This is a genomic window from Rhodoferax lithotrophicus (assembly GCF_019973615.1).
Classification (GTDB): domain Bacteria; phylum Pseudomonadota; class Gammaproteobacteria; order Burkholderiales; family Burkholderiaceae_C; genus Rhodoferax; species Rhodoferax lithotrophicus.
This window is the reverse complement of record NZ_AP024238.1, coordinates 1,658,586-1,675,615: the sequence shown is the minus strand read 5'-3', so window position 1 is coordinate 1,675,615 and position 17,030 is coordinate 1,658,586. Positions and strand designations below refer to the sequence as shown.

The 17,030-nt window shown below is 58.1% G+C and carries 19 protein-coding genes; 7 read left to right on the top strand and 12 right to left on the bottom strand.

Going from position 1 to position 17,030, the window contains the following annotated elements; translation table 11 throughout:
• The first annotated feature begins 54 nt into the window (after positions 1–54).
• Positions 55–1,845 (top strand): DEAD/DEAH box helicase, encoded by a 1,791-nt coding sequence (locus LDN84_RS07745; RefSeq protein ID WP_223910745.1) that lies wholly within the window; start codon positions 55–57, stop codon positions 1,843–1,845.
• A gap of 110 nt (positions 1,846–1,955) precedes the next feature.
• On the opposite strand, the gene LDN84_RS07740 is transcribed toward LDN84_RS07745, so the two are convergent.
• Positions 1,956–2,339: a cupin domain-containing protein gene (locus LDN84_RS07740; protein ID WP_223910743.1), complete on the bottom strand. Its 384-nt coding sequence runs from the start codon at positions 2,337–2,339 to the stop codon at positions 1,956–1,958.
• A gap of 47 nt (positions 2,340–2,386) precedes the next feature.
• Here LDN84_RS07740 and LDN84_RS07735 point away from each other — a divergent pair, with 47 nt between their 5' ends.
• Together LDN84_RS07735 and gloA are read left to right on the top strand one after the other, a co-directional pair.
• A complete protein-coding gene (locus tag LDN84_RS07735; protein WP_223910741.1) occupies positions 2,387–2,944 on the top strand; it encodes a PaaI family thioesterase in 558 nt (185 codons plus the stop codon).
• Positions 2,945–2,955: 11 nt separating this feature from the next.
• A complete protein-coding gene (gloA, locus tag LDN84_RS07730) occupies positions 2,956–3,336 on the top strand; it encodes a lactoylglutathione lyase (RefSeq protein WP_223910738.1) in 381 nt (126 codons plus the stop codon).
• Between the two features lie 92 nt (positions 3,337–3,428).
• Here the strand turns inward: gloA and eda are convergent, their stop codons facing one another.
• Both eda and edd read right to left on the bottom strand, forming a co-directional pair.
• On the bottom strand, positions 3,429–4,079 hold the full coding sequence (gene eda / locus LDN84_RS07725) for a bifunctional 4-hydroxy-2-oxoglutarate aldolase/2-dehydro-3-deoxy-phosphogluconate aldolase (protein ID WP_223910734.1): 651 nt from the start codon (positions 4,077–4,079) through the stop codon (positions 3,429–3,431).
• 29 nt (positions 4,080–4,108) lie between these two features.
• A complete protein-coding gene (gene edd, locus LDN84_RS07720; RefSeq protein WP_223910730.1) occupies positions 4,109–5,938 on the bottom strand; it encodes a phosphogluconate dehydratase in 1,830 nt (609 codons plus the stop codon).
• Positions 5,939–6,065: 127 nt separating this feature from the next.
• Here edd and pdxH point away from each other — a divergent pair, with 127 nt between their 5' ends.
• Positions 6,066–6,719 (top strand): pyridoxamine 5'-phosphate oxidase, encoded by a 654-nt coding sequence (gene pdxH / locus LDN84_RS07715; RefSeq protein ID WP_223910726.1) that lies wholly within the window; start codon positions 6,066–6,068, stop codon positions 6,717–6,719.
• Here the strand turns inward: pdxH and LDN84_RS07710 are convergent.
• The 9 genes from LDN84_RS07710 to LDN84_RS07670 form a co-directional block, all read right to left on the bottom strand.
• The gene (locus LDN84_RS07710; RefSeq protein WP_223910723.1) at positions 6,716–7,663 is read right to left on the bottom strand and encodes an AEC family transporter; all 948 of its coding nucleotides are present in this window, start codon (positions 7,661–7,663) and stop codon (positions 6,716–6,718) included. The genes pdxH and LDN84_RS07710 overlap by 4 nt on opposite strands.
• A gap of 169 nt (positions 7,664–7,832) precedes the next feature.
• Entirely contained in the window at positions 7,833–10,445 is a 2,613-nt protein-coding gene (locus tag LDN84_RS07705; protein ID WP_223910720.1) for a bifunctional diguanylate cyclase/phosphodiesterase, read from the bottom strand.
• Between the two features lie 201 nt (positions 10,446–10,646).
• Entirely contained in the window at positions 10,647–10,790 is a 144-nt protein-coding gene (locus LDN84_RS07700; protein ID WP_223910717.1) for a DUF3149 domain-containing protein, read from the bottom strand.
• 125 nt (positions 10,791–10,915) lie between these two features.
• Positions 10,916–11,434 (bottom strand): DUF3299 domain-containing protein, encoded by a 519-nt coding sequence (locus LDN84_RS07695; protein WP_223910715.1) that lies wholly within the window; start codon positions 11,432–11,434, stop codon positions 10,916–10,918.
• A gap of 48 nt (positions 11,435–11,482) precedes the next feature.
• Positions 11,483–12,274: a DUF3050 domain-containing protein gene (locus LDN84_RS07690; RefSeq protein ID WP_223910713.1), complete on the bottom strand. Its 792-nt coding sequence runs from the start codon at positions 12,272–12,274 to the stop codon at positions 11,483–11,485.
• Between the two features lie 67 nt (positions 12,275–12,341).
• The gene (locus LDN84_RS07685; RefSeq protein ID WP_223910710.1) at positions 12,342–12,590 is read right to left on the bottom strand and encodes a hypothetical protein; all 249 of its coding nucleotides are present in this window, start codon (positions 12,588–12,590) and stop codon (positions 12,342–12,344) included.
• Positions 12,591–12,593: 3 nt separating this feature from the next.
• On the bottom strand, positions 12,594–13,796 hold the full coding sequence (locus tag LDN84_RS07680; RefSeq protein WP_223910707.1) for an ABC transporter permease: 1,203 nt from the start codon (positions 13,794–13,796) through the stop codon (positions 12,594–12,596).
• 73 nt (positions 13,797–13,869) lie between these two features.
• Positions 13,870–14,559 carry an ABC transporter ATP-binding protein gene (locus tag LDN84_RS07675; RefSeq protein WP_223910703.1) on the bottom strand — a complete coding sequence of 230 codons (690 nt, stop codon included), beginning with the start codon at positions 14,557–14,559 and terminating at the stop codon, positions 13,870–13,872.
• Positions 14,556–15,113 carry a Fur family transcriptional regulator gene (locus LDN84_RS07670; RefSeq protein WP_223910700.1) on the bottom strand — a complete coding sequence of 186 codons (558 nt, stop codon included), beginning with the start codon at positions 15,111–15,113 and terminating at the stop codon, positions 14,556–14,558. The genes LDN84_RS07675 and LDN84_RS07670 overlap by 4 nt, the downstream gene beginning before the upstream one ends.
• A gap of 121 nt (positions 15,114–15,234) precedes the next feature.
• Here LDN84_RS07670 and LDN84_RS07665 point away from each other — a divergent pair, with 121 nt between their 5' ends.
• The 3 genes from LDN84_RS07665 to LDN84_RS07655 are packed head-to-tail and all read left to right on the top strand — an operon-like array spanning position 15,235 to position 17,029.
• Positions 15,235–15,414, top strand: coding sequence for a hypothetical protein (locus LDN84_RS07665; protein ID WP_223910698.1), 180 nt, complete (start codon positions 15,235–15,237; stop codon positions 15,412–15,414).
• A complete protein-coding gene (locus LDN84_RS07660; RefSeq protein WP_223910695.1) occupies positions 15,408–16,145 on the top strand; it encodes a metal ABC transporter ATP-binding protein in 738 nt (245 codons plus the stop codon). The genes LDN84_RS07665 and LDN84_RS07660 overlap by 7 nt, the downstream gene beginning before the upstream one ends.
• Positions 16,142–17,029: a metal ABC transporter permease gene (locus tag LDN84_RS07655; protein ID WP_223910692.1), complete on the top strand. Its 888-nt coding sequence runs from the start codon at positions 16,142–16,144 to the stop codon at positions 17,027–17,029. Before LDN84_RS07660 ends, LDN84_RS07655 begins: the two co-directional genes overlap by 4 nt.
• Position 17,030: the final 1 nt, after the last annotated feature.

Below are 17,030 nucleotides of genomic sequence, written 5' to 3'. Positions count from 1 at the left end.
AACAACGCCAAACAAGGCTGATGCCCTAGCGCCCTGGATGGGGTGCAACTCTAAATGAAATTTGAAGAACTCAATTTGGCTCCGGCCATTATCAAAGCCGTGCTTGAACAAGGCTACGAAACCCCTACACCCATTCAGGCACAAGCTATTCCGCTGATCCTGGCAGGGCATGACCTGCTGGGTGGGGCGCAAACCGGCACGGGCAAAACCGCAGCTTTTGTGTTGCCCATGCTCAACAGGCTCAGCCTGGAAGAAGCCCCGCGCAGCAAATTTGGTGGCATCGCCATCCGCGCCCTGGTGCTCACTCCGACCCGTGAACTCGCCGCCCAGGTCGAAGAATCTGTGCAAACCTACGGTAAATACCTGGAACTCAGCTCCGCGGCCATTTTTGGCGGTGTCGGCATGAACCCGCAAATCAGCCGCATGAAAAAAGGCGTCGACATTCTGGTGGCCACCCCCGGTCGCCTGCTCGACCTGATGCAACAAGGCATGATGGACTTGAGCCAGGTGCAAATCCTGGTGCTTGACGAAGCCGACCGCATGCTGGACATGGGCTTCATCCATGACGTGAAAAAAGTGCTGGCCGCCGTGCCCAAAGCCAAGCAAAGCCTGCTGTTCTCAGCCACCTTCAGCGATGAAATCCGCGAACTCGCCGCCACCCTGCTGAAAGACCCACAAAGTGTGCAGGTCACCCCGCGCAACACCACCGTGCAACGCATCACCCAGTTGATTCACCCGGTCGGTCGTGGCAAGAAAAAAGCATTGCTCGCGCACATCATCAACGAGCACAACTGGAGCCAGGTGCTGGTTTTCACTCGCACCAAGTTCGGTGCCAACAACGTGGCCGAGTTTTTGTGCAAGAACGGCATCAACGCCATGGCACTACACGGCAACAAGAGCCAATCGGCCCGCACCCAGGCCCTGGCCGGCTTCAAAAGTGGCGAAATGCGCGCGCTGGTGGCGACCGACATTGCGGCACGCGGCATTGACATTGACGACCTGCCACACGTGGTCAATTACGACATTCCCAACGTCTGCGAAGACTATGTGCACCGCATTGGCCGCACCGGCCGCGCTGGCGCAGATGGTCAAGCTGTGAACCTGGTGAGCCTGGACGAAGAAGGCTTCATGCAAGCCATTGAGCGCTTCACCAAACAAGACATCCCGGTCAAGATCATGGACGAATTCATGCCTGAACCGGGTGAAAAAGCCGAACCCATCGCCATGGGTCGCCAGACCATCTGGGGCGGTGCCGGCAAGCCGCCCAGCCGCGACGTGATGCAAGCCGCCGCCAAAGCGGCCCGCACCGAAATGCTGACCCGCGTGCGCGAAAGCAAAGGCCCTGGCGCGGCCCGCGGCGCCAATGCAGGGGGTGGCAGAGCCCCAGCCGCTCACCGAGGCCCCGCAGGCGGTGGACGCGGTGGCAACGGCGGTGGCCGTGGCCGTCCCAGCGCCGGAGGCGGCAATTTTGCGGGTGAAGGCAATTTTGAACACACCGGGGGTGGACGCGAGTTTGAACCCCGCAGTCACCTGTCTGCCGCCGAACAGGCGGTGCGTGGCCCCGGCCAACGCCCAGCCCGTGGCTACGGCGGTGGCAATGGGGGTGGTTACGGTGGTGCACCTACGGCTCCCTCACGTGCCGGTGGCCAACCTGATCCGATGCGCACCAGCGTCGACATGATGACCGACCGTGGCGCACGTCGTGGCGGTGGAGGTGGTGGCGGCTTTGGTGGCGGTAACCGCAACCCAGGCGGTGCTGGTTTTGGCGGCGGCCCAGGCCGCACCGGTGGCGGCAACCGCTCCGGCAGCCGTGGCCGCTCAGGTGGTAGCGGCGGGCCGCGTTAACCTAATTTATGAGCCTTTCAAGGCTCTAGCGCATATAAAATAAGCGCAGGCAGCTATTTAATTGATAGCTACCTGCGCTTTCTTCATGGTGAACGCCCCCCGCACAGGGATTACCCCCGGACGAACAACGTCACCAAAGGGTCTGGCCCAACTTGACGACTCCAGTGACCGTGTACGCTGGCATCAAAACTTTGCCCTGGTGGCAACACATCGGCCGAATAAAAATGCTCACCCGCCTTGAAGATGCGCGATGAGCCGTCTTGCAAACAAATCTCCATTTGCCCGCCCAGAATAAACACCCATTGCGGATCACCAGTGCAATGAAACGTGCTGCGAAAACCCACCGGGCTGCTGCGCAACTGGAATCCGCCCGAAGGCATCAAGGCCGACAAGGCCGACTGCGGTGTGCCCTGATCGAGCGCAATCGTTTCCTCCCGAAATCTGGCACGACCATCGGTGTCGGTAAAAAGAATAACTTGGGTGAACAGGGTCATCGTGGCTCCATGCAAAATTGATCCCCCATTATTCCCCGATCTCCATCATGACCCATGACCTGTTAGCCCACTGGATGGCGCAAGAAACCGAAATCAAGGCCCGCCTCCAGCACGGTGCCGGGCCGGGTGTTGCCAGGCCAGAACAAGTTGCCGGCCTGACTGGCTTGCAAATGATGCAAGCCATGCTGAACGGCGACATTCCTTACGCCAGCATTGCCCAAACGCTGGATTTCATGCTGATTGAAGTCGACAAGGGTCAGGCCATCTTTCAGGGCACACCTGGCGCAGCGCACATGAACCCCATGGGCACCATCCACGGTGGCTGGTACGCCACGCTGCTGGACTCGGCGTTGGGCTGTGCCGTGCACACCATGATGCCAGTTGGGCGCGCCTACACCACCGCAGAACTGAGTGTGAACCTGGTGCGCAGCATTGGGCACCAAGTGAAACGGGTGCGTGCCGAAGGCAAAATCATCCACTGCGGACGGCAACTGGCCACCGCCGAAGCGCGTCTGGTGGGGCCTGATGGCACACTGTACGCCCATGCCAGCACCACCTGCCTGGTGTTTGAGCTCAAAACCCCGATGAACACCACCCCCACCTGAGGTACAAAACCATGCGAATCCTTCACACCATGCTGCGCGTTGGCAACCTGCAACGCTCGATTGACTTCTACACCCAAGTGCTGGGTATGACGCTCTTGCGCACCTCTGATAACCCTGACTACAAATACACGCTGGCATTTGTGGGTTATGGCAGCAACCCGGATCACGCGGAACTGGAACTCACCTACAACTGGGGTGTAGAACAATACGACATGGGTACAGCCTATGGCCACATTGCCTTGGGCGTACCGGATGCTTACGCGGCTTGCGAAAAAATCCGTTTAGCCGGGGGCAACATCACCCGCGAACCTGGCCCCGTCAAAGGCGGCAGTACGGTCATTGCTTTTGTGACGGACCCGGATGGCTACAAGGTTGAGCTCATCCAGCGGTAACCCTCCACACCCAGCGTGAGCACCATCCAGCTTTGAATCAAGGCACCAATTTGCTCTTTTTTATAGAGCTACTCACGCTTATTTGACAAGCACTAGCGGCCAAAACCACCTAAACCCCTGGTTTCATTGGCTAACCGGGTGACACGCCCCCAGTCACCCTGCTCGGCTGTGCCGGATGGCACCAGCCATGAGCCCCCCACACAAACCACATTCTTCAAAGCCAAAAAATCAGGTGCATTTTGCAAGGTGATACCACCAGTCGGGCAAAACTTCACATCAAAAAACGGACCCGCCCAAGCCTTCAGCATGGCCACACCACCAGCTTGTACTGCCGGGAAAAACTTCAACTCGGTATACCCGTCTTCACAAGCGGCCATGATCTCGCCCCCCGTCGCCACACCTGGCAGCAGTGCCAGACCTGCATCACGGCAGGCTTGCCCCACGGCGGAGGTGTAACCCGGGCTGACGGCAAACCGAGCCCCTGCACTGGCAGCCGCCTGGGCATCCGCCTTGGATCGCACCGTACCGGCACCCACCACAGCGTCAGGCACCTCACGCGCAATGGCCTCAATACAAGCCAGCGCCTGCGGCGTGCGTAACGTGATTTCCAGCATCCGAATCCCACCGGCAAGCAACGCACGCGCCATTGGCACCGCGTGAGCCACATCGTTCAACACAATCACCGGAATCACCGGGGCATCCTGCATGACTTGCAATGCGCTCAAAGAAGGTTGTTGACTCATAAATTCTTTCAAAAACTCAATCAAAATTGTTACAGCCAGCTGCGAGCACCTTCTTCGGCACTCAAAGCATTGCGGCGCATGCTGGTGAACAGCTCCCGGCCCATGCCCGTGCCATTGGCCTGGCGTAATGCCTCTGGCATGGGCAAAACCTCACGTGCAAGCCACTCGGCTTCTGGCACCAAAACCTGCAAACTGCCTGCGTTGGCATCGAGACGAATCACATCACCGTCGCGTACCTTGGCCAGCGGGCCACCGGTTGCGGCCTCGGGTGAAACATGAATGGCGGCCGGTACCTTGCCAGATGCCCCACTCATCCGGCCATCGGTGATCAACGCCACTTTGAAGCCTTTGCCCTGCAAGACAGCGAGCGGCGGCGTGAGCTTGTGCAGTTCGGGCATGCCATTGGCATGCGGGCCTTGCCAGCGCACCACACAAATCACGTCACGATGGAGTTCATTCGCGGCAAACGCTTGATGCAATGATTCCTGCGATTCAAACACACGACACGGTGCTTCAACTATATGGCGATCATCTGGAACGGCTGAGATTTTGATCACGCTACGCCCCAAGTTACCCAACAAGAGCTTCAAACCGCCACTGGTACTGAAAGGCGCACTGACGGGGCGCACCACACCCTCATCTTTGCTGGCTCCCGTGTCCTGCCAAACCAGCTTGGGAAAACCCTCTGCCACGGCGTTGATGCCCGGTACACGCGTGTATTCACGCAGGCCACCGGCACGCACCGTCAACACGTCGGCGTGCATGAACCCTCCATCCAGCAACTCACGAATTACAAAACCCGGGCCACCAGCGGCCTGAAACTGGTTTACATCTGCACTGCCATTAGGGTACACACGACTCAGGAGCGGCACCACGTCGGACAGCGCCGAGAAATCATCCCAATCAATCACGATACCCGCCGCACGTGCTACCGCCACCCAATGAATCAGGTGGTTGGTAGAGCCCCCGGTAGCCAGCAAAGCCACCATGGCATTGACGATACAACGCTCATCCACCAGCAAACCAATGGGCGGACATTTGAAATCTGCTGTGCCCAAAACGGTCCGTAAAGCCTCACGGGTCAACTCATCACGCACTGCCGCACCAGGGTTGATGAAGGCCGTACCCGGCACATGCAGACCCATGGCTTCCAGCAACATCTGGTTACTGTTGGCTGTACCGTAAAACGTGCAGGTGCCTTCCCCGTGGTAAGCCTCAGATTCAGCCGCCAACAACTCTGCGCGCCCCACCAGACCTTGCGCGGCCTGCTCGCGCACCTTGGATTTGTCACCATTGGACAAACCAGAGGTCATCGGGCCAGCAGGTACAAAAACGGTCGGCAAATGCCCAAAGTGCAACGCACCAATCAACAAGCCGGGCACAATCTTGTCACACACCCCCAGCATCAATGCGCCAGCAAACACATCATGGCTCAAAGCCACGGCGGTGGCCATGGCAATCACGTCACGCGAGAACAGACTCAGCTCCATGCCCGGCGTGCCTTGTGTCACACCATCACACATGGCGGGCACGCCACCAGCCACTTGCACAGATGCGCCCAGTTTGCGTGCCTCGGACTTGATCAGATCCGGGTAATGCTGAAACGGCGCATGGGCGGACAACATGTCATTGAAGGCCGTCACAATGCCAATATTGGGCACTCTTTCGACCACCACACGCAATTTGTCGTTGCGGGGCAAGGCCGCAAAGGCGTGCGCCACATTGGCACAGCCCAAGCGCTGCGCACCCGGTGAGCGCGTGCGCGCGGTCTCAAGTTGTGCCAAATAGACACTGCGGCTTGGCAAGCTCTTTTGACGAATACGCTCGGTAACCTGGTGAACAGTTTCGTTGAGTTTCATATTTTTGAATTTCAATTGGTAACTAAATTACATTCTCAATGGTAACCATGTTTTTCAAATTGGGGGTTACCAATGGATTACATCCAATAAAGCCTGGTTTTTGGAAGCCCTGACCTATACTGAGCTGATGCAAAACATCGCCGATCTCCGCAAAAGTTACGAGCGTGCAGAACTCAATGAAGAAGCCTCGCACGCGGACCCCATGAAGCAATTTGAACAGTGGCTCCATGAAGCCATTGCCGCTAAGGTGCCTGAGCCCAATGCCATGACACTGGCCTCGGTAGGCAGTAATTTACGCCCGAGCACCCGTGTGGTGCTGATCAAGGGATTTGATGCACAAGGCATCGTCTGGTACACCAATTACGCGAGCCGCAAAGGTCAGGAAATAGCGGGAAACCCATTTGCTGCGTTGCAATTTCACTGGGTAGAACTGGAGCGTGTGGTGCGTATTGAGGGCGTGGTGGAAAAAGTCAGCGACAAGGAAAGCGACGACTACTTTCACAGCCGCCCGCTCGATAGCCGCATAGGTGCCTGGGCCAGCCCGCAAAGCCAGGTGATTGGCGGTCGGAGCGTGTTGGTGGCCAATGCGGCACGCTACGGAGCCCAGTTTTTACTCAATCCACCACGCCCACCACACTGGGGTGGTTATCGGCTTAAACCCGATCACTGGGAGTTTTGGCAAGGGCGCAAAAGCCGTCTGCATGATCGTTTGAGTTATCGCCTGATGAACCTGCCTGACAAGCAGGAAATGCTATGGATTCGGGAGCGTTTGGCGCCTTAAAGCAGCCCCACCAGAGACATCACCAGCGTGATGGTTGCCAAACCCAGCAGGGTCGATACCGCCATGCTGGCAGTCACCACCTCTTGCGCCACCTCATAACGTTGGGCAAACAAAAACACGTTCGCCCCCATCGGTAGTGAGGCCGCAACAATCATCACACTCAAGGACCGCGTGGGCATGCCCAAAGCCAGGCCGAGTGCCGCCACCAGCATGGGCAACACCAGATTTTTCAAAAGGCTGATGCCCAATGCGCTTTTCAGGTATGGCCCAACCTGAACCTGTGTCAGCGTCACCCCAACCAACACCAAGGCCACAGGACCAAATGCACTCCCCAACAATTGCAGCGGCTTGCCCACCACCTCTGGCAACACCAGCCCGGTCTGCGCAAACAACAATCCCAAAATGATCGGCAACGGAACCGGGTGGATGATGCCGCTCTTGATGGCGGCCAATACCGTCAGAGCCATATGCCACTGACTGCCCTGCCCCTGACCACGCTCCTCACGCGCCGCCACCATTTCCAGCACAACCGTAGCCAACGTCAATAACACCAGCGCGTGCACCGAAATCAGGGTAAACAGTGTCACCAATCCGGTTTGACCATAAGCCAGGCTCACCAACGGGATACCAATCATCACGGTGTTGCTGAAAGTACAACTCAATGCCAGCACGGCGGCACGCCGGTTAAGGCCTTGCCACACCAGCACGCCGGCAAACAGCAGGAGTGCAGCCACAAAATACATGGCCACTGGTTTGAAGTTGAGCTGTTCTACATGGACCGTACTCATGGTGTGAAACAGCAGCGCCGGGGTAAGCACCATGAAGACCAGGTTTGAGAGGTCTTTTATGGCCTCGGCCCTTATCCATCCTGCACGACCAGCTATATATCCGATAGCAGTCAACAAAACCACAGGCAGCAGGGATGAGAAAACCGGGTTATTCACATTGGGCAATCAGGGTAGAAAAGTTCTATTTTCAGCGAACCTGTCCATCGGATCACCGCATCCAGCCTTATTCCATTTCTAAATCATCCATGTCGTTGTTGCTTCGCCTTGTCGTGCGTTTGCACTGCCTGCGGCTTCGCGCCTGGACACAAATGATTTGGAAATGGAATTACTGGGTCTGGAGCGCTTGGGTTTCATCACGCCAAAATCGGGCCAATTCAGCCACAGGCCCCGGGCGACCAAAAAAGTAGCCCTGAAAATGGTGGCAACCATGACTATCCAGAAAATCACGCTGCGCCTGGGTTTCCACGCCTTCGGCAATCACCATCATGTGCAGGCTTTTGCCCAGCGCCACGGTTGTTGCCACAATGGCTTCATCCTTGGCATCGGTCATGGCATCAGCCACAAAACTCTGGTCAATTTTGATCTGATCCAGCGGCAGGCGTTTGAGATAGCGCAGCGATGAATAACCGGTACCAAAGTCATCCAAAGAAAATCCCACACCGTTGGCCTTGAGCTCCTTCATTTTGGCAATCATGCCTTCCACATCTTTTACCAGAAGGCTCTCGGTCAGCTCCAGCTTGAGGCGCTGCGCCATGGCTCCGGTTTCGTGCACAACAGCCAGCACATCGTGGACAAAACTCTCCTGGGCAAATTGCAGCGCACTGACGTTGACGGCAATGGTCAGGTGGGCGGTATGGGGTTGGCGAGCCCACACACGCAACTGCTGGCAAGCGGTATGCAGCACCCATTGCCCCAGCGGCAGGATCAGGCCACATTCTTCGGCCAGAGGGATAAATTGCGCCGGGCTGATCAAACCCAGCGTGGGGTGCTGCCAGCGCACCAGGGCTTCCACACCGGTGAGTCTGCCTGCTGCATCCACCTGGGGCTGGTAGTGCAACACCAGCTGATCCGTTTGCAAGCCAAGGCGCAGATCATTTTCCAGGTTGGTTCGCTCGTCTACGGCGGCTTGCATATGGGTATCAAAAAACTGCAAGCGGTTGCGTCCGCCCTCTTTGGCGCGATACATCGCCAGCTCTGCCCGTTTGAACAAATCGCCCACGTTGTCCTGAACACCCTTGAACAAAGTAATGCCAATGCTGGCACTGCTGTACAGCGTGCTGTGCACCAACACATAGGGTTGGGACAAGGTGGCCAGAATTTTTTCACACACCAATTCGGCACGAATAGCGGCTTCTTGGTCAGAGTGGCCCAAATTCATCAGCACCACCACAAAATCATCACCACCAAATCGGGCCACGGTGTCACCTTCACACACGCACTCGCCCAGGCGCTGCGCCACTTGCTGCAGCAACAAGTCACCTTCCTGATGACCCAGGGTGTCGTTGATGTTCTTGAACCGGTCCATGTCGACAAAAAGCACCGCACCCAAGCTGTGGTGATGCTGGCAATCCACCAGTGCATGGCTGATCCGATCCGTCAACAAGCGGCGGTTTGGCAACGCGGTCAGCGGGTCATAAAACGCCAGTTGGGTAATACGCGCTTCATCAGCCTTGCGCTGTGACAAGTCTGAAAACGTGGCCACATAGTGGGTTAAATGGCCTTGAACATCATTCACCGCGGTGATGTTGAGCCACTCGGGGTAAATCTCACCACTCTTGCGGCGGTTCCAAATCTCGCCCTGCCAGGAGCCTTTGGCAACAACCGTTTCAAACACCACCTTATAAAACGCCCGGTCATGTCGACCTGACTTCAACATACGCGGCATTTGGCCAATGGCCTCACTGGATGCATATCCCGTCACACGGGTGAACCCCCGGTTCACCCGCAAGATACAACCTTTGGCATTGGTAATAAACATGCCCTGGGCAGATTCAAAAGCAATGGATGCCACACGCATAGCCTCTTGCGCACGCGCATGCTGAACCACATACCACGAAGCCAAGGCTGTAAACAACAGTATCAAGCCCGACACCATGCCCGTCAGGCGCAGGCGACTGATGCGCTCGGCATCTTCATTCACAAATATATCGTGGGCGGAAAAACCCAGCGCCACAAACAGCGGGAAAGAGGGCAATTTGCGAAAGTGATAGAAACGCAGCACGCCGTCAGTCTTGGTGGTATCACTCAAACTGCCAGATGTTTTCCCACCGGCCACCCAAGTCAACATCGCTCTACTGCCTAAATGGCCACTGAATTCATGTGTTGATTGTGTGCGTTCGACCATGCGCCAACCCGCAACATCAAACAAAGTGGCCTCACCCCCTGGCCCCATGTCGATGGCATCATAAAAATGAACAAAATACATGGGGTCGACCAACGCAACAACCAAGCCGTCAAACCGCCCGCTGGTACCGAGAATAGGACGCGACACCGGAATCGCCCAGCGCCCGTCTGCGCGCAACTGGATCGGGTGAGAAATCAGTAAAGTGTCATGCTGATTTTTGGCATGGATTTGAAAATGCTCGCGGTCAGACAGATCCATCTGTGGTTCATGGGGCCAACTGCTTTGCAGCAACACACCTTGGGCATTGATCAGGCTGACTTTCAGCACCATCGCTGGATCAAACCAGCCCTTGGCAGACAGGCCTGTCAAATCGATAGAACCCCCATGCTCTTGGTGCTGGTCACGCACCCATTTGAGCTGTTGATCCACATGAGAGAAGGTGCGCTCAGCATTTTCTTGCATCAAGCGCACCAGATTGCTCAGGTATTGTTCAACATACTCTGTTTTTTGTGCCCGACTTTCAGTCAGGCGAGTCAGTACATGCTTCCAACCCAACGCCAGCAATACGGCAACCAGCAGCCAGATGGCTGCCAATTGGACGATTTGAGGGATTAAGAGTCTGCGCCGGGAAACCTTTAACATGAGCGATGTGAAACGGGTGAATGCAAAACCAACGCGTTAGAACTTTATATTTTTATGCATTACACGCTTGCATCTGCGTGCTTACCCTGAACACCAGAAAAGCCATCCCAAAGGATGGCTTGCTCATCAAAGGGTCAATACTACCAATGTCAGTTATTTGCCTGCACTTTTGGCGCTTTCTGCCATTTTGGATTTGAGTACACCGTAGGCCACGCCCAAGCCAACGACGATCACAGCAATAACCACAATACTCATCAGGCCATAGTCAGTAGAAAAAAGGTCTTGGATTGCTTTCATGGTGCGGTTCCTTAAAGATACAAATTGCAAAGTAACAAACAGCTTGAACTATGCAACATCAACGACCACGTATATCTGACATATATCAAATTAGTCAGAAATAGCGGTTACCGCCATTCAGCCCTTTATTTCACCACCACCCCATCCTTGATACGGTAGTACAAACCGTAGGGGTCATCCGCCAACACCATCAACCGGCCCTCGACCACCACCGGCTCCAGCGAGTATTTCACCGGATTTTGGGAATACACCTCCACCATACTCTCCGGCCCACCGGGGGTACAAAAAGCGCAAGTCAAAGGTACCGAGGTGAGCAAAAAATGCTTTTGCTTCTCGCCCGGCTCCAACGGCATCATGAACCCCTGGACGCGCTGCGATTTGTCGTTCAAGGCCTGCTGCTCTGGCGTGTAGCGGGGCCGCGGGCCTTTCGGGCCATCACGCAGCTTGACCGCCGTCAGCAGCGACCAGGGCAACACATCGGTGCGTTGCGGCAAGGGCGCAAACGGACTGTTCGGGCTGTGAACCCCTGGGCCGGTGCCCGCAGGCACACCACCGGCAATGGGCGAACTCAGCTGCGCCTGGCCCGCCAAGGGGAGCCAACAGCTGATCAATAAAGAGATCCATGTGCTACGTTTCAAATCCATGCTCCTGTTTCATACACCTTTGCAAACCCCTGCCCGAACCGGTTGAAGTCATTTTTTGTGCTTCAGTTCATCGTACACACCATCCCACAAGCGCACACGGGCATTCACCGCCTTTTTGGCTGCCGACTCCACACTGCGCCATTTGGCGGCACTGTCGCCACACAGATGCTGCAGCAAGTTCAAGGACAGCGGGCCGTGTGACTCACTGTCAAGGTAAATGTGGCGCTCCAGGTAGTAGTGGAACAACGGGGCCTTTTTCTTGCTGATGCCCAAATCAGCCAACAGGGCGCGAAACATGGCCGGAATCACCTGCTCACGCCCGAGCGCAAACGCGGCCCCAATCACATGGGTTTTGCCAGTGGCAATGAAGTCAAAGGTGCTGGTCATGAAGCGGCGTGAGGGCTCGGGAATATCCGCACACTCCAGCGCCTGGGCCACCCCGTGCTTTTTGACTTGCTTGAGAAAACGCCGCACCGGCCGGGTGTCGGCCCCGACCTCTTCCATGGCCCCGATGTACAGGTCAAAGTGGCTGACAAAGGTGGGATGCCCGCCTTTGTCGGGCAGGCCTTCGTCGGTCTCCTCACCCAGCACAATTTCATTGATCAGGCGCTGGGCTGCCGTGCTGGCCGCATCACCGGTCGGCTGCCATGGCACCGACACCGGGGCAATCGCCCCTTGCAGATGCTTGAGCAGTGACATGAAGTCCCACACCGGGTAGACATGGTGCGCCATGAAACAGCGCAAGTCATCAAGAGTACGCACGGCGGCGTACAGCGGATGCTGGTCAAGGCGGGCCTTGACCTCCGGCAAAAAAGCCAGGTGTGAGGGGGTTTTACTCATGGGGCGTGGTTGGTTAAATCAATCAGTCAATACTGAATGACATTATCCATTCCAGGCTTGGCCCGGCTCAATGCACATGCTTCATGCCGCAAAATTTGCCAATGCCCAGCCCTTTGCACTCCACCTGCAACTGCTTTTCACACACCGCATCCGATTTGCCCGACTCCAGGCACTTGGCGGCGTTTTCATGGGCTTGCGCCATGGCCCGGTGGCGGGTGATGTCTTCTTTGGTGGCCTGATCCAGCTCAGCCCCATTTGCTATTGTAAAAATAGCTGTTGCCGCAAGTCCCATAAGCGCTAGATGCCAATTTTTCATAAATCACTTGCCTTGTAAAAGTTCCAGAACACTGACCCGATACGCCCCCAGCGCCGGCAAAATCGCCGCCACCAGCGACACCCCCAGTGCCACTGCGGGCACCAACCACAAGCCGCTCGGCCAGGCCATGCCGCCGATCAGCAACGAGTTGTCCAGTTGTAGCAGCCAGGCCAGCGCAGCGGTCATGCCCTGCCCGGCCAGCACGCCCAAAATGGCGGCCAGCAGGCCCAGCCAGAGCGCTTCCAGCAGCAGCAAGGCCGCCACTTTGCGCGGCGGTGCGCCCAGCATACGCAGCAGCGCCAGATCACCCCGGCGCTCGCGCACCGCGCTCCACAAGGCAATAAAAACACTCAAGCCGGCGGTCAGCAGCAGCACCCCGGCAAAGGCCCGCAGCACATCCGTGCCCAGGCCCAGCATGCTCAACAAGCGGGTGATCTCCAGCGCCGGGGCGGCCGCCTGCATCTCGGTGCTGGTGTTGATGTAACGCGGGAAACTCACCGCCGCCAACGGTGACTTGTAGCGCACCAGGGCCATGGTGACCTCGCGCTCTTCGATCATGATCTGGCGGTCTTCGTCATCCACGGCGGTGTAGTCTTCATGCACCTTCCACACCGAGGCGGTGTCGGTCAGGATCAGCCGATCCAGCACACTGCCGCTGGGCGCAAGAATGCCCACCACGGTGTACACGCTATCGCCATGCGCATGCCCGCCTTCGCCCAGGCCATGGGTGCCGACAAAGGTATTCCCCATGGTTAACCCCAGCTTGCGTGCAGCGGTAGCGCCCAGCACCACCTGCATCGGCTGCGTCCAGAGTTGCCCCTGCGCCAACTGGGCCTGGTAATGCGTGATGTAGTCGGTGGAGGTGCCGACAATGCGAAAGCTGTGCAGGCTGTCGCCCAGGCTGATCGGAATCACCTGCGCCACCATCGGGTGCTTAGTGAGTTCTTGCACCGCCTTCAGGGGCACGTTGCCCGGTGGCACGTCAATGTGAAACACGCCCGACAAAATCAGTTGCATCGGGCTGCCCTTGGCCCCTACCACCACGTCAATGCCTTGCAGGTCGCGCTCAAAGGCTTTACTGAGCTGCTCCGACACCAGCAGCAAAAAGGTGATGGAAGCCAGCCCCAGGCTGAGCAACAGCAGGTTCAGCACAGCTCCCAGAGGGCGTGACCACAGGTAAGACCAGGCCAAGGACAGGGTTTTCATGCAGATGGCCATTCGTTACAAATTTGAGAGCTACTTGCGCTTATCAAACAAGGGCTAGAAGTCATTTTTATGCCTAACATTGCGCACGCTCCGGTGTGCTGCCTGGGCGCTGCAACTGCAGGTGGTACAAGCGGTTTGACTCGGGAAGCACCGGTGCAAGCAGTGCTGCCACACGGGCATCGTGGGTGGCAATCACCAGCGTGGCCTGCTGCGCCTGCGCCGTGCTCAACAGCAGGTGCACCGCGTCCAACGCGGCTTCATCGTCCAGACTGGCGGTGGGCTCGTCGGCCAGAATCACCCGGGGTTTGAGCAGCACAGCACGCGCCAAAGCCACCCGTTGCGCCTGCCCGCCCGAGAGCTGCGCCGGTTTGCGCTGGGCCAGCTCGGCCACCCCCAGTGCGGCCAGTGCTGTGCGGATGGCCACCGGGTCTTCAGCCTGACCACTGGCCCACTGCGCCAGCGCCAGGTTTTGTGTCACGCTTAATGCCGCACTCAAATGCAATTTTTGAGGCAAAAAGCCAATAGCGCCCGCCCGCCATGCGTCAGCAGCTACAGAATCAAGAGCGTTTAGAGCTTGCCCGGCCACCGTCAACTGCCCAGCCGTGGGGCGCACCAAGCCCGCCACCAGCGCCAGCCAGGTCGATTTGCCACAGCCTGAGGGGCCACTGAGCAACAGCACCGTGCCTTGTGGCACCGCCACATCGGGAAACCTCAGCTCGACCCCAGCGGGATAGCGGTAGGTCAAACCATAGGAGCTGATCATGAGGACGCTCCTGAACCAGCGGCGGTTGGTGTCAGGGAGGGGGTCTGGGCGGCCGTGGCGCAATCGGCACACACCCCGCGCACCGCCAGATCCAGGCTCAAGCCCTGGTAGCCGAGCGCTTTCAGGGCTTGTAACGCACTTTGGGCGGCCACTTCCAGATCCAGTGCATTACCTTGCAAGGTACCGGTTAAGGGGCTGTCCCGGTGGCAGCTTTGGCATTCAAAATGCGGCAAGGCATGCACACTGGCTGGCATGGCCTGGTAGCGCCGCACCCGCTTGGCATCCACCCGGCACAGCAACAAGCCCACTTGCGTCAAGCGGTCAATCAGACGGTAAAGCGTGACCCGATCCAGCGCCACAGCACCCTCCCCTTGCGCACGGGCAGGATCATCGGCTTGTAATGCGGTTTGCAGCTGGGCATGGGTGTAGCTGGTGTCGGGGTGTGCCAGCAACCAGCCCAACACACGCCTCGCCGCCCCTGTGCGGCGCAAACCATGGGCGGACAACAAAGCGTCAATGGGATCGGAGGCAAGTGGAGGCGAAAGAGCTGGCATAACGGCAGTGGGTGAACAAAATTTTTCGGGCCAAATATTAATGCAACCAAGTTGCGATAAACTTTACCGCAACTCAATTGCATTATGACGGCAATTTCGCTATTTTTTTGAAGCACTCCCCATGCCCCTACACCCCCCCACGCACACACATGCCGCGTCGCACAGCCATGCCAGGCCAGCACCTTTACCCCGCAGCGTATTGGCCTGGCCAGCCTGGTTACGTGTGCTGGCCGTGTTGCCGCTGGTGCTGGTGTTGTGGCTGGCCGTCTGGTGGGCCAATGAAGGAGCACCCCTGTGGTAACTATTGACAACCTGACGGTGAGCTACCGCCAGCACCCCGCCCTGCACCACATCAACGGGCAGTTTGTCGATGGTGCCCTGACCGCCGTGATTGGCCCCAACGGCTCGGGCAAAAGCACCCTGCTAAAAAGTATCATGGGCTTGCTCCAACCGTCGGGTGGACAAGTGCGCACCAACACCACCCGCGAACGCATCGCCTACCTGCCACAAGTCACCGAAATTGACCGCAGCTTTCCCCTTCAAGTGTGCGACTGCGTGCTTCTGGGCTGCTGGAGCAGCACAGGTGCTTTTGGTGCTGTCAGCGCGACCATGCTGGCGCGTGCTACCGCAGCCATACGCACCGTGGGGCTGGAGGGATTTGAGCACCGTGCGGTCGGGTCCCTCTCCAGCGGGCAGTTTCAGCGCGTGCTGTTTGCCCGGTTGCTGATGCAGGATGCCGAGCTGATCTTGCTGGACGAACCCTTTAACGCCATGGACTCCCGCACCACGGCCGCCTTGCTGGACTTGATCCACCAATGGCAAACCGAAGGCCGCACCGTGATTGCCGTGCTGCATGACGATGCCCAAGTGCGCGCGCACTTTGACCACACCGTGCTGCTGGCCCGTGAACTGGTGGCCTGGGGCCCCACTGAGCTGGTGTTGACCGAGCCCAACCTGCAACGCGCCCGCGCCCTGGCCGAAGCCTGGGACGACAACGCCGACATCTGCCATGCCGATGAGGTGGCGGCATGACGGATTTGTGGAATACGCTGATAGGCCCGTTTGCCGAATTTGCCTTCATGCGCCGGGCGCTGGTGGCCACACTGGCATTGGCCATGAGCGCTGCGCCATTGGGCGTGTTCCTGACGCTGCGACGCATGAGTTTGCTGGGGGATGCCCTGAGCCATGCGGTGCTGCCCGGCGTGGCGGTGGGGTTCATGCTGTTTGGCTTGTCGCTGCCAGCCATGGCGCTGGGTGGTGTGACCGCTGGCCTGCTGGTGGCGGCCATTGCAGGCGTGGTCAGCCGCGCCACATCGCTGAAAGAAGATGCCAGCCTGGCCGCCATGTACCTGTTGGCACTGGCGGTGGGGGTCACGCTCATTTCGCGCCAGGGTAGCCAGCTGGACTTGCTGCACATTCTGTTTGGCAGCGCCTTGGGCGTGGATGCACAAGGCTTGCTGCTGGTGGCCGGTGTGGCCAGCGTCAGCGTGATGGCTCTGGCCGCCTTGTACCGTGGACTGGTGCTGGAGACCTTTGACCCGGTGTTTCTGGCCGCATCGGCCGTGCGCGGCTGGGGCCGGCGTGGCTGGTTTTGGCAGCAAGTTTTTCTGATGCTGGTGGTGGTTAATCTGGTGGCGGGTTTTCAGACCCTGGGCACGCTGATGGCAGTCGGGCTGATGATGTTGCCCGCCGTATCGGCCCGGCTATGGCATGAATCCTTGAGCGCCCAACTCCTCAACGCCAGTGCACAAGCTGCGCTGGCCGGCGTGGCCGGGTTGCTGCTGTCTTACCACCTGGACACCCCCAGCGGCCCGACCATCATTGGCTGCGCCGGGGTGTTGTACCTGCTCTCCTTGCTGGTGTCACCTGGCGGTTGGCTGCCACAGATGCTCAAACGCCCGCACCGGGTGGGCTGAA

Excerpts from the sequence above, each read along its gene's own strand:
- LDN84_RS07745 (WP_223910745.1), top strand. The coding sequence starts at position 55 with ATGAAATTTGAAGAACTCAATTTGGCTCCGGCCATTATCAAAGCCGTG.
- LDN84_RS07740 (WP_223910743.1), bottom strand. The coding sequence starts at position 2,339 with ATGACCCTGTTCACCCAAGTTATTCTTTTTACCGACACCGATGGTCGT.
- LDN84_RS07735 (WP_223910741.1), top strand. The coding sequence starts at position 2,387 with ATGACCCATGACCTGTTAGCCCACTGGATGGCGCAAGAAACCGAAATC.
- gloA (WP_223910738.1), top strand. The coding sequence starts at position 2,956 with ATGCGAATCCTTCACACCATGCTGCGCGTTGGCAACCTGCAACGCTCG.
- eda (WP_223910734.1), bottom strand. The coding sequence starts at position 4,079 with ATGAGTCAACAACCTTCTTTGAGCGCATTGCAAGTCATGCAGGATGCC.
- edd (WP_223910730.1), bottom strand. The coding sequence starts at position 5,938 with ATGAAACTCAACGAAACTGTTCACCAGGTTACCGAGCGTATTCGTCAA.
- pdxH (WP_223910726.1), top strand. The coding sequence starts at position 6,066 with ATGCAAAACATCGCCGATCTCCGCAAAAGTTACGAGCGTGCAGAACTC.
- LDN84_RS07700 (WP_223910717.1), bottom strand. The coding sequence starts at position 10,790 with ATGAAAGCAATCCAAGACCTTTTTTCTACTGACTATGGCCTGATGAGT.
- LDN84_RS07695 (WP_223910715.1), bottom strand. The coding sequence starts at position 11,434 with ATGGATTTGAAACGTAGCACATGGATCTCTTTATTGATCAGCTGTTGG.
- LDN84_RS07690 (WP_223910713.1), bottom strand. The coding sequence starts at position 12,274 with ATGAGTAAAACCCCCTCACACCTGGCTTTTTTGCCGGAGGTCAAGGCC.
- LDN84_RS07685 (WP_223910710.1), bottom strand. The coding sequence starts at position 12,590 with ATGAAAAATTGGCATCTAGCGCTTATGGGACTTGCGGCAACAGCTATT.
- LDN84_RS07680 (WP_223910707.1), bottom strand. The coding sequence starts at position 13,796 with ATGAAAACCCTGTCCTTGGCCTGGTCTTACCTGTGGTCACGCCCTCTG.
- LDN84_RS07675 (WP_223910703.1), bottom strand. The coding sequence starts at position 14,559 with ATGATCAGCTCCTATGGTTTGACCTACCGCTATCCCGCTGGGGTCGAG.
- LDN84_RS07670 (WP_223910700.1), bottom strand. The coding sequence starts at position 15,113 with ATGCCAGCTCTTTCGCCTCCACTTGCCTCCGATCCCATTGACGCTTTG.
- LDN84_RS07665 (WP_223910698.1), top strand. The coding sequence starts at position 15,235 with ATGCCCCTACACCCCCCCACGCACACACATGCCGCGTCGCACAGCCAT.
- LDN84_RS07655 (WP_223910692.1), top strand. The coding sequence starts at position 16,142 with ATGACGGATTTGTGGAATACGCTGATAGGCCCGTTTGCCGAATTTGCC.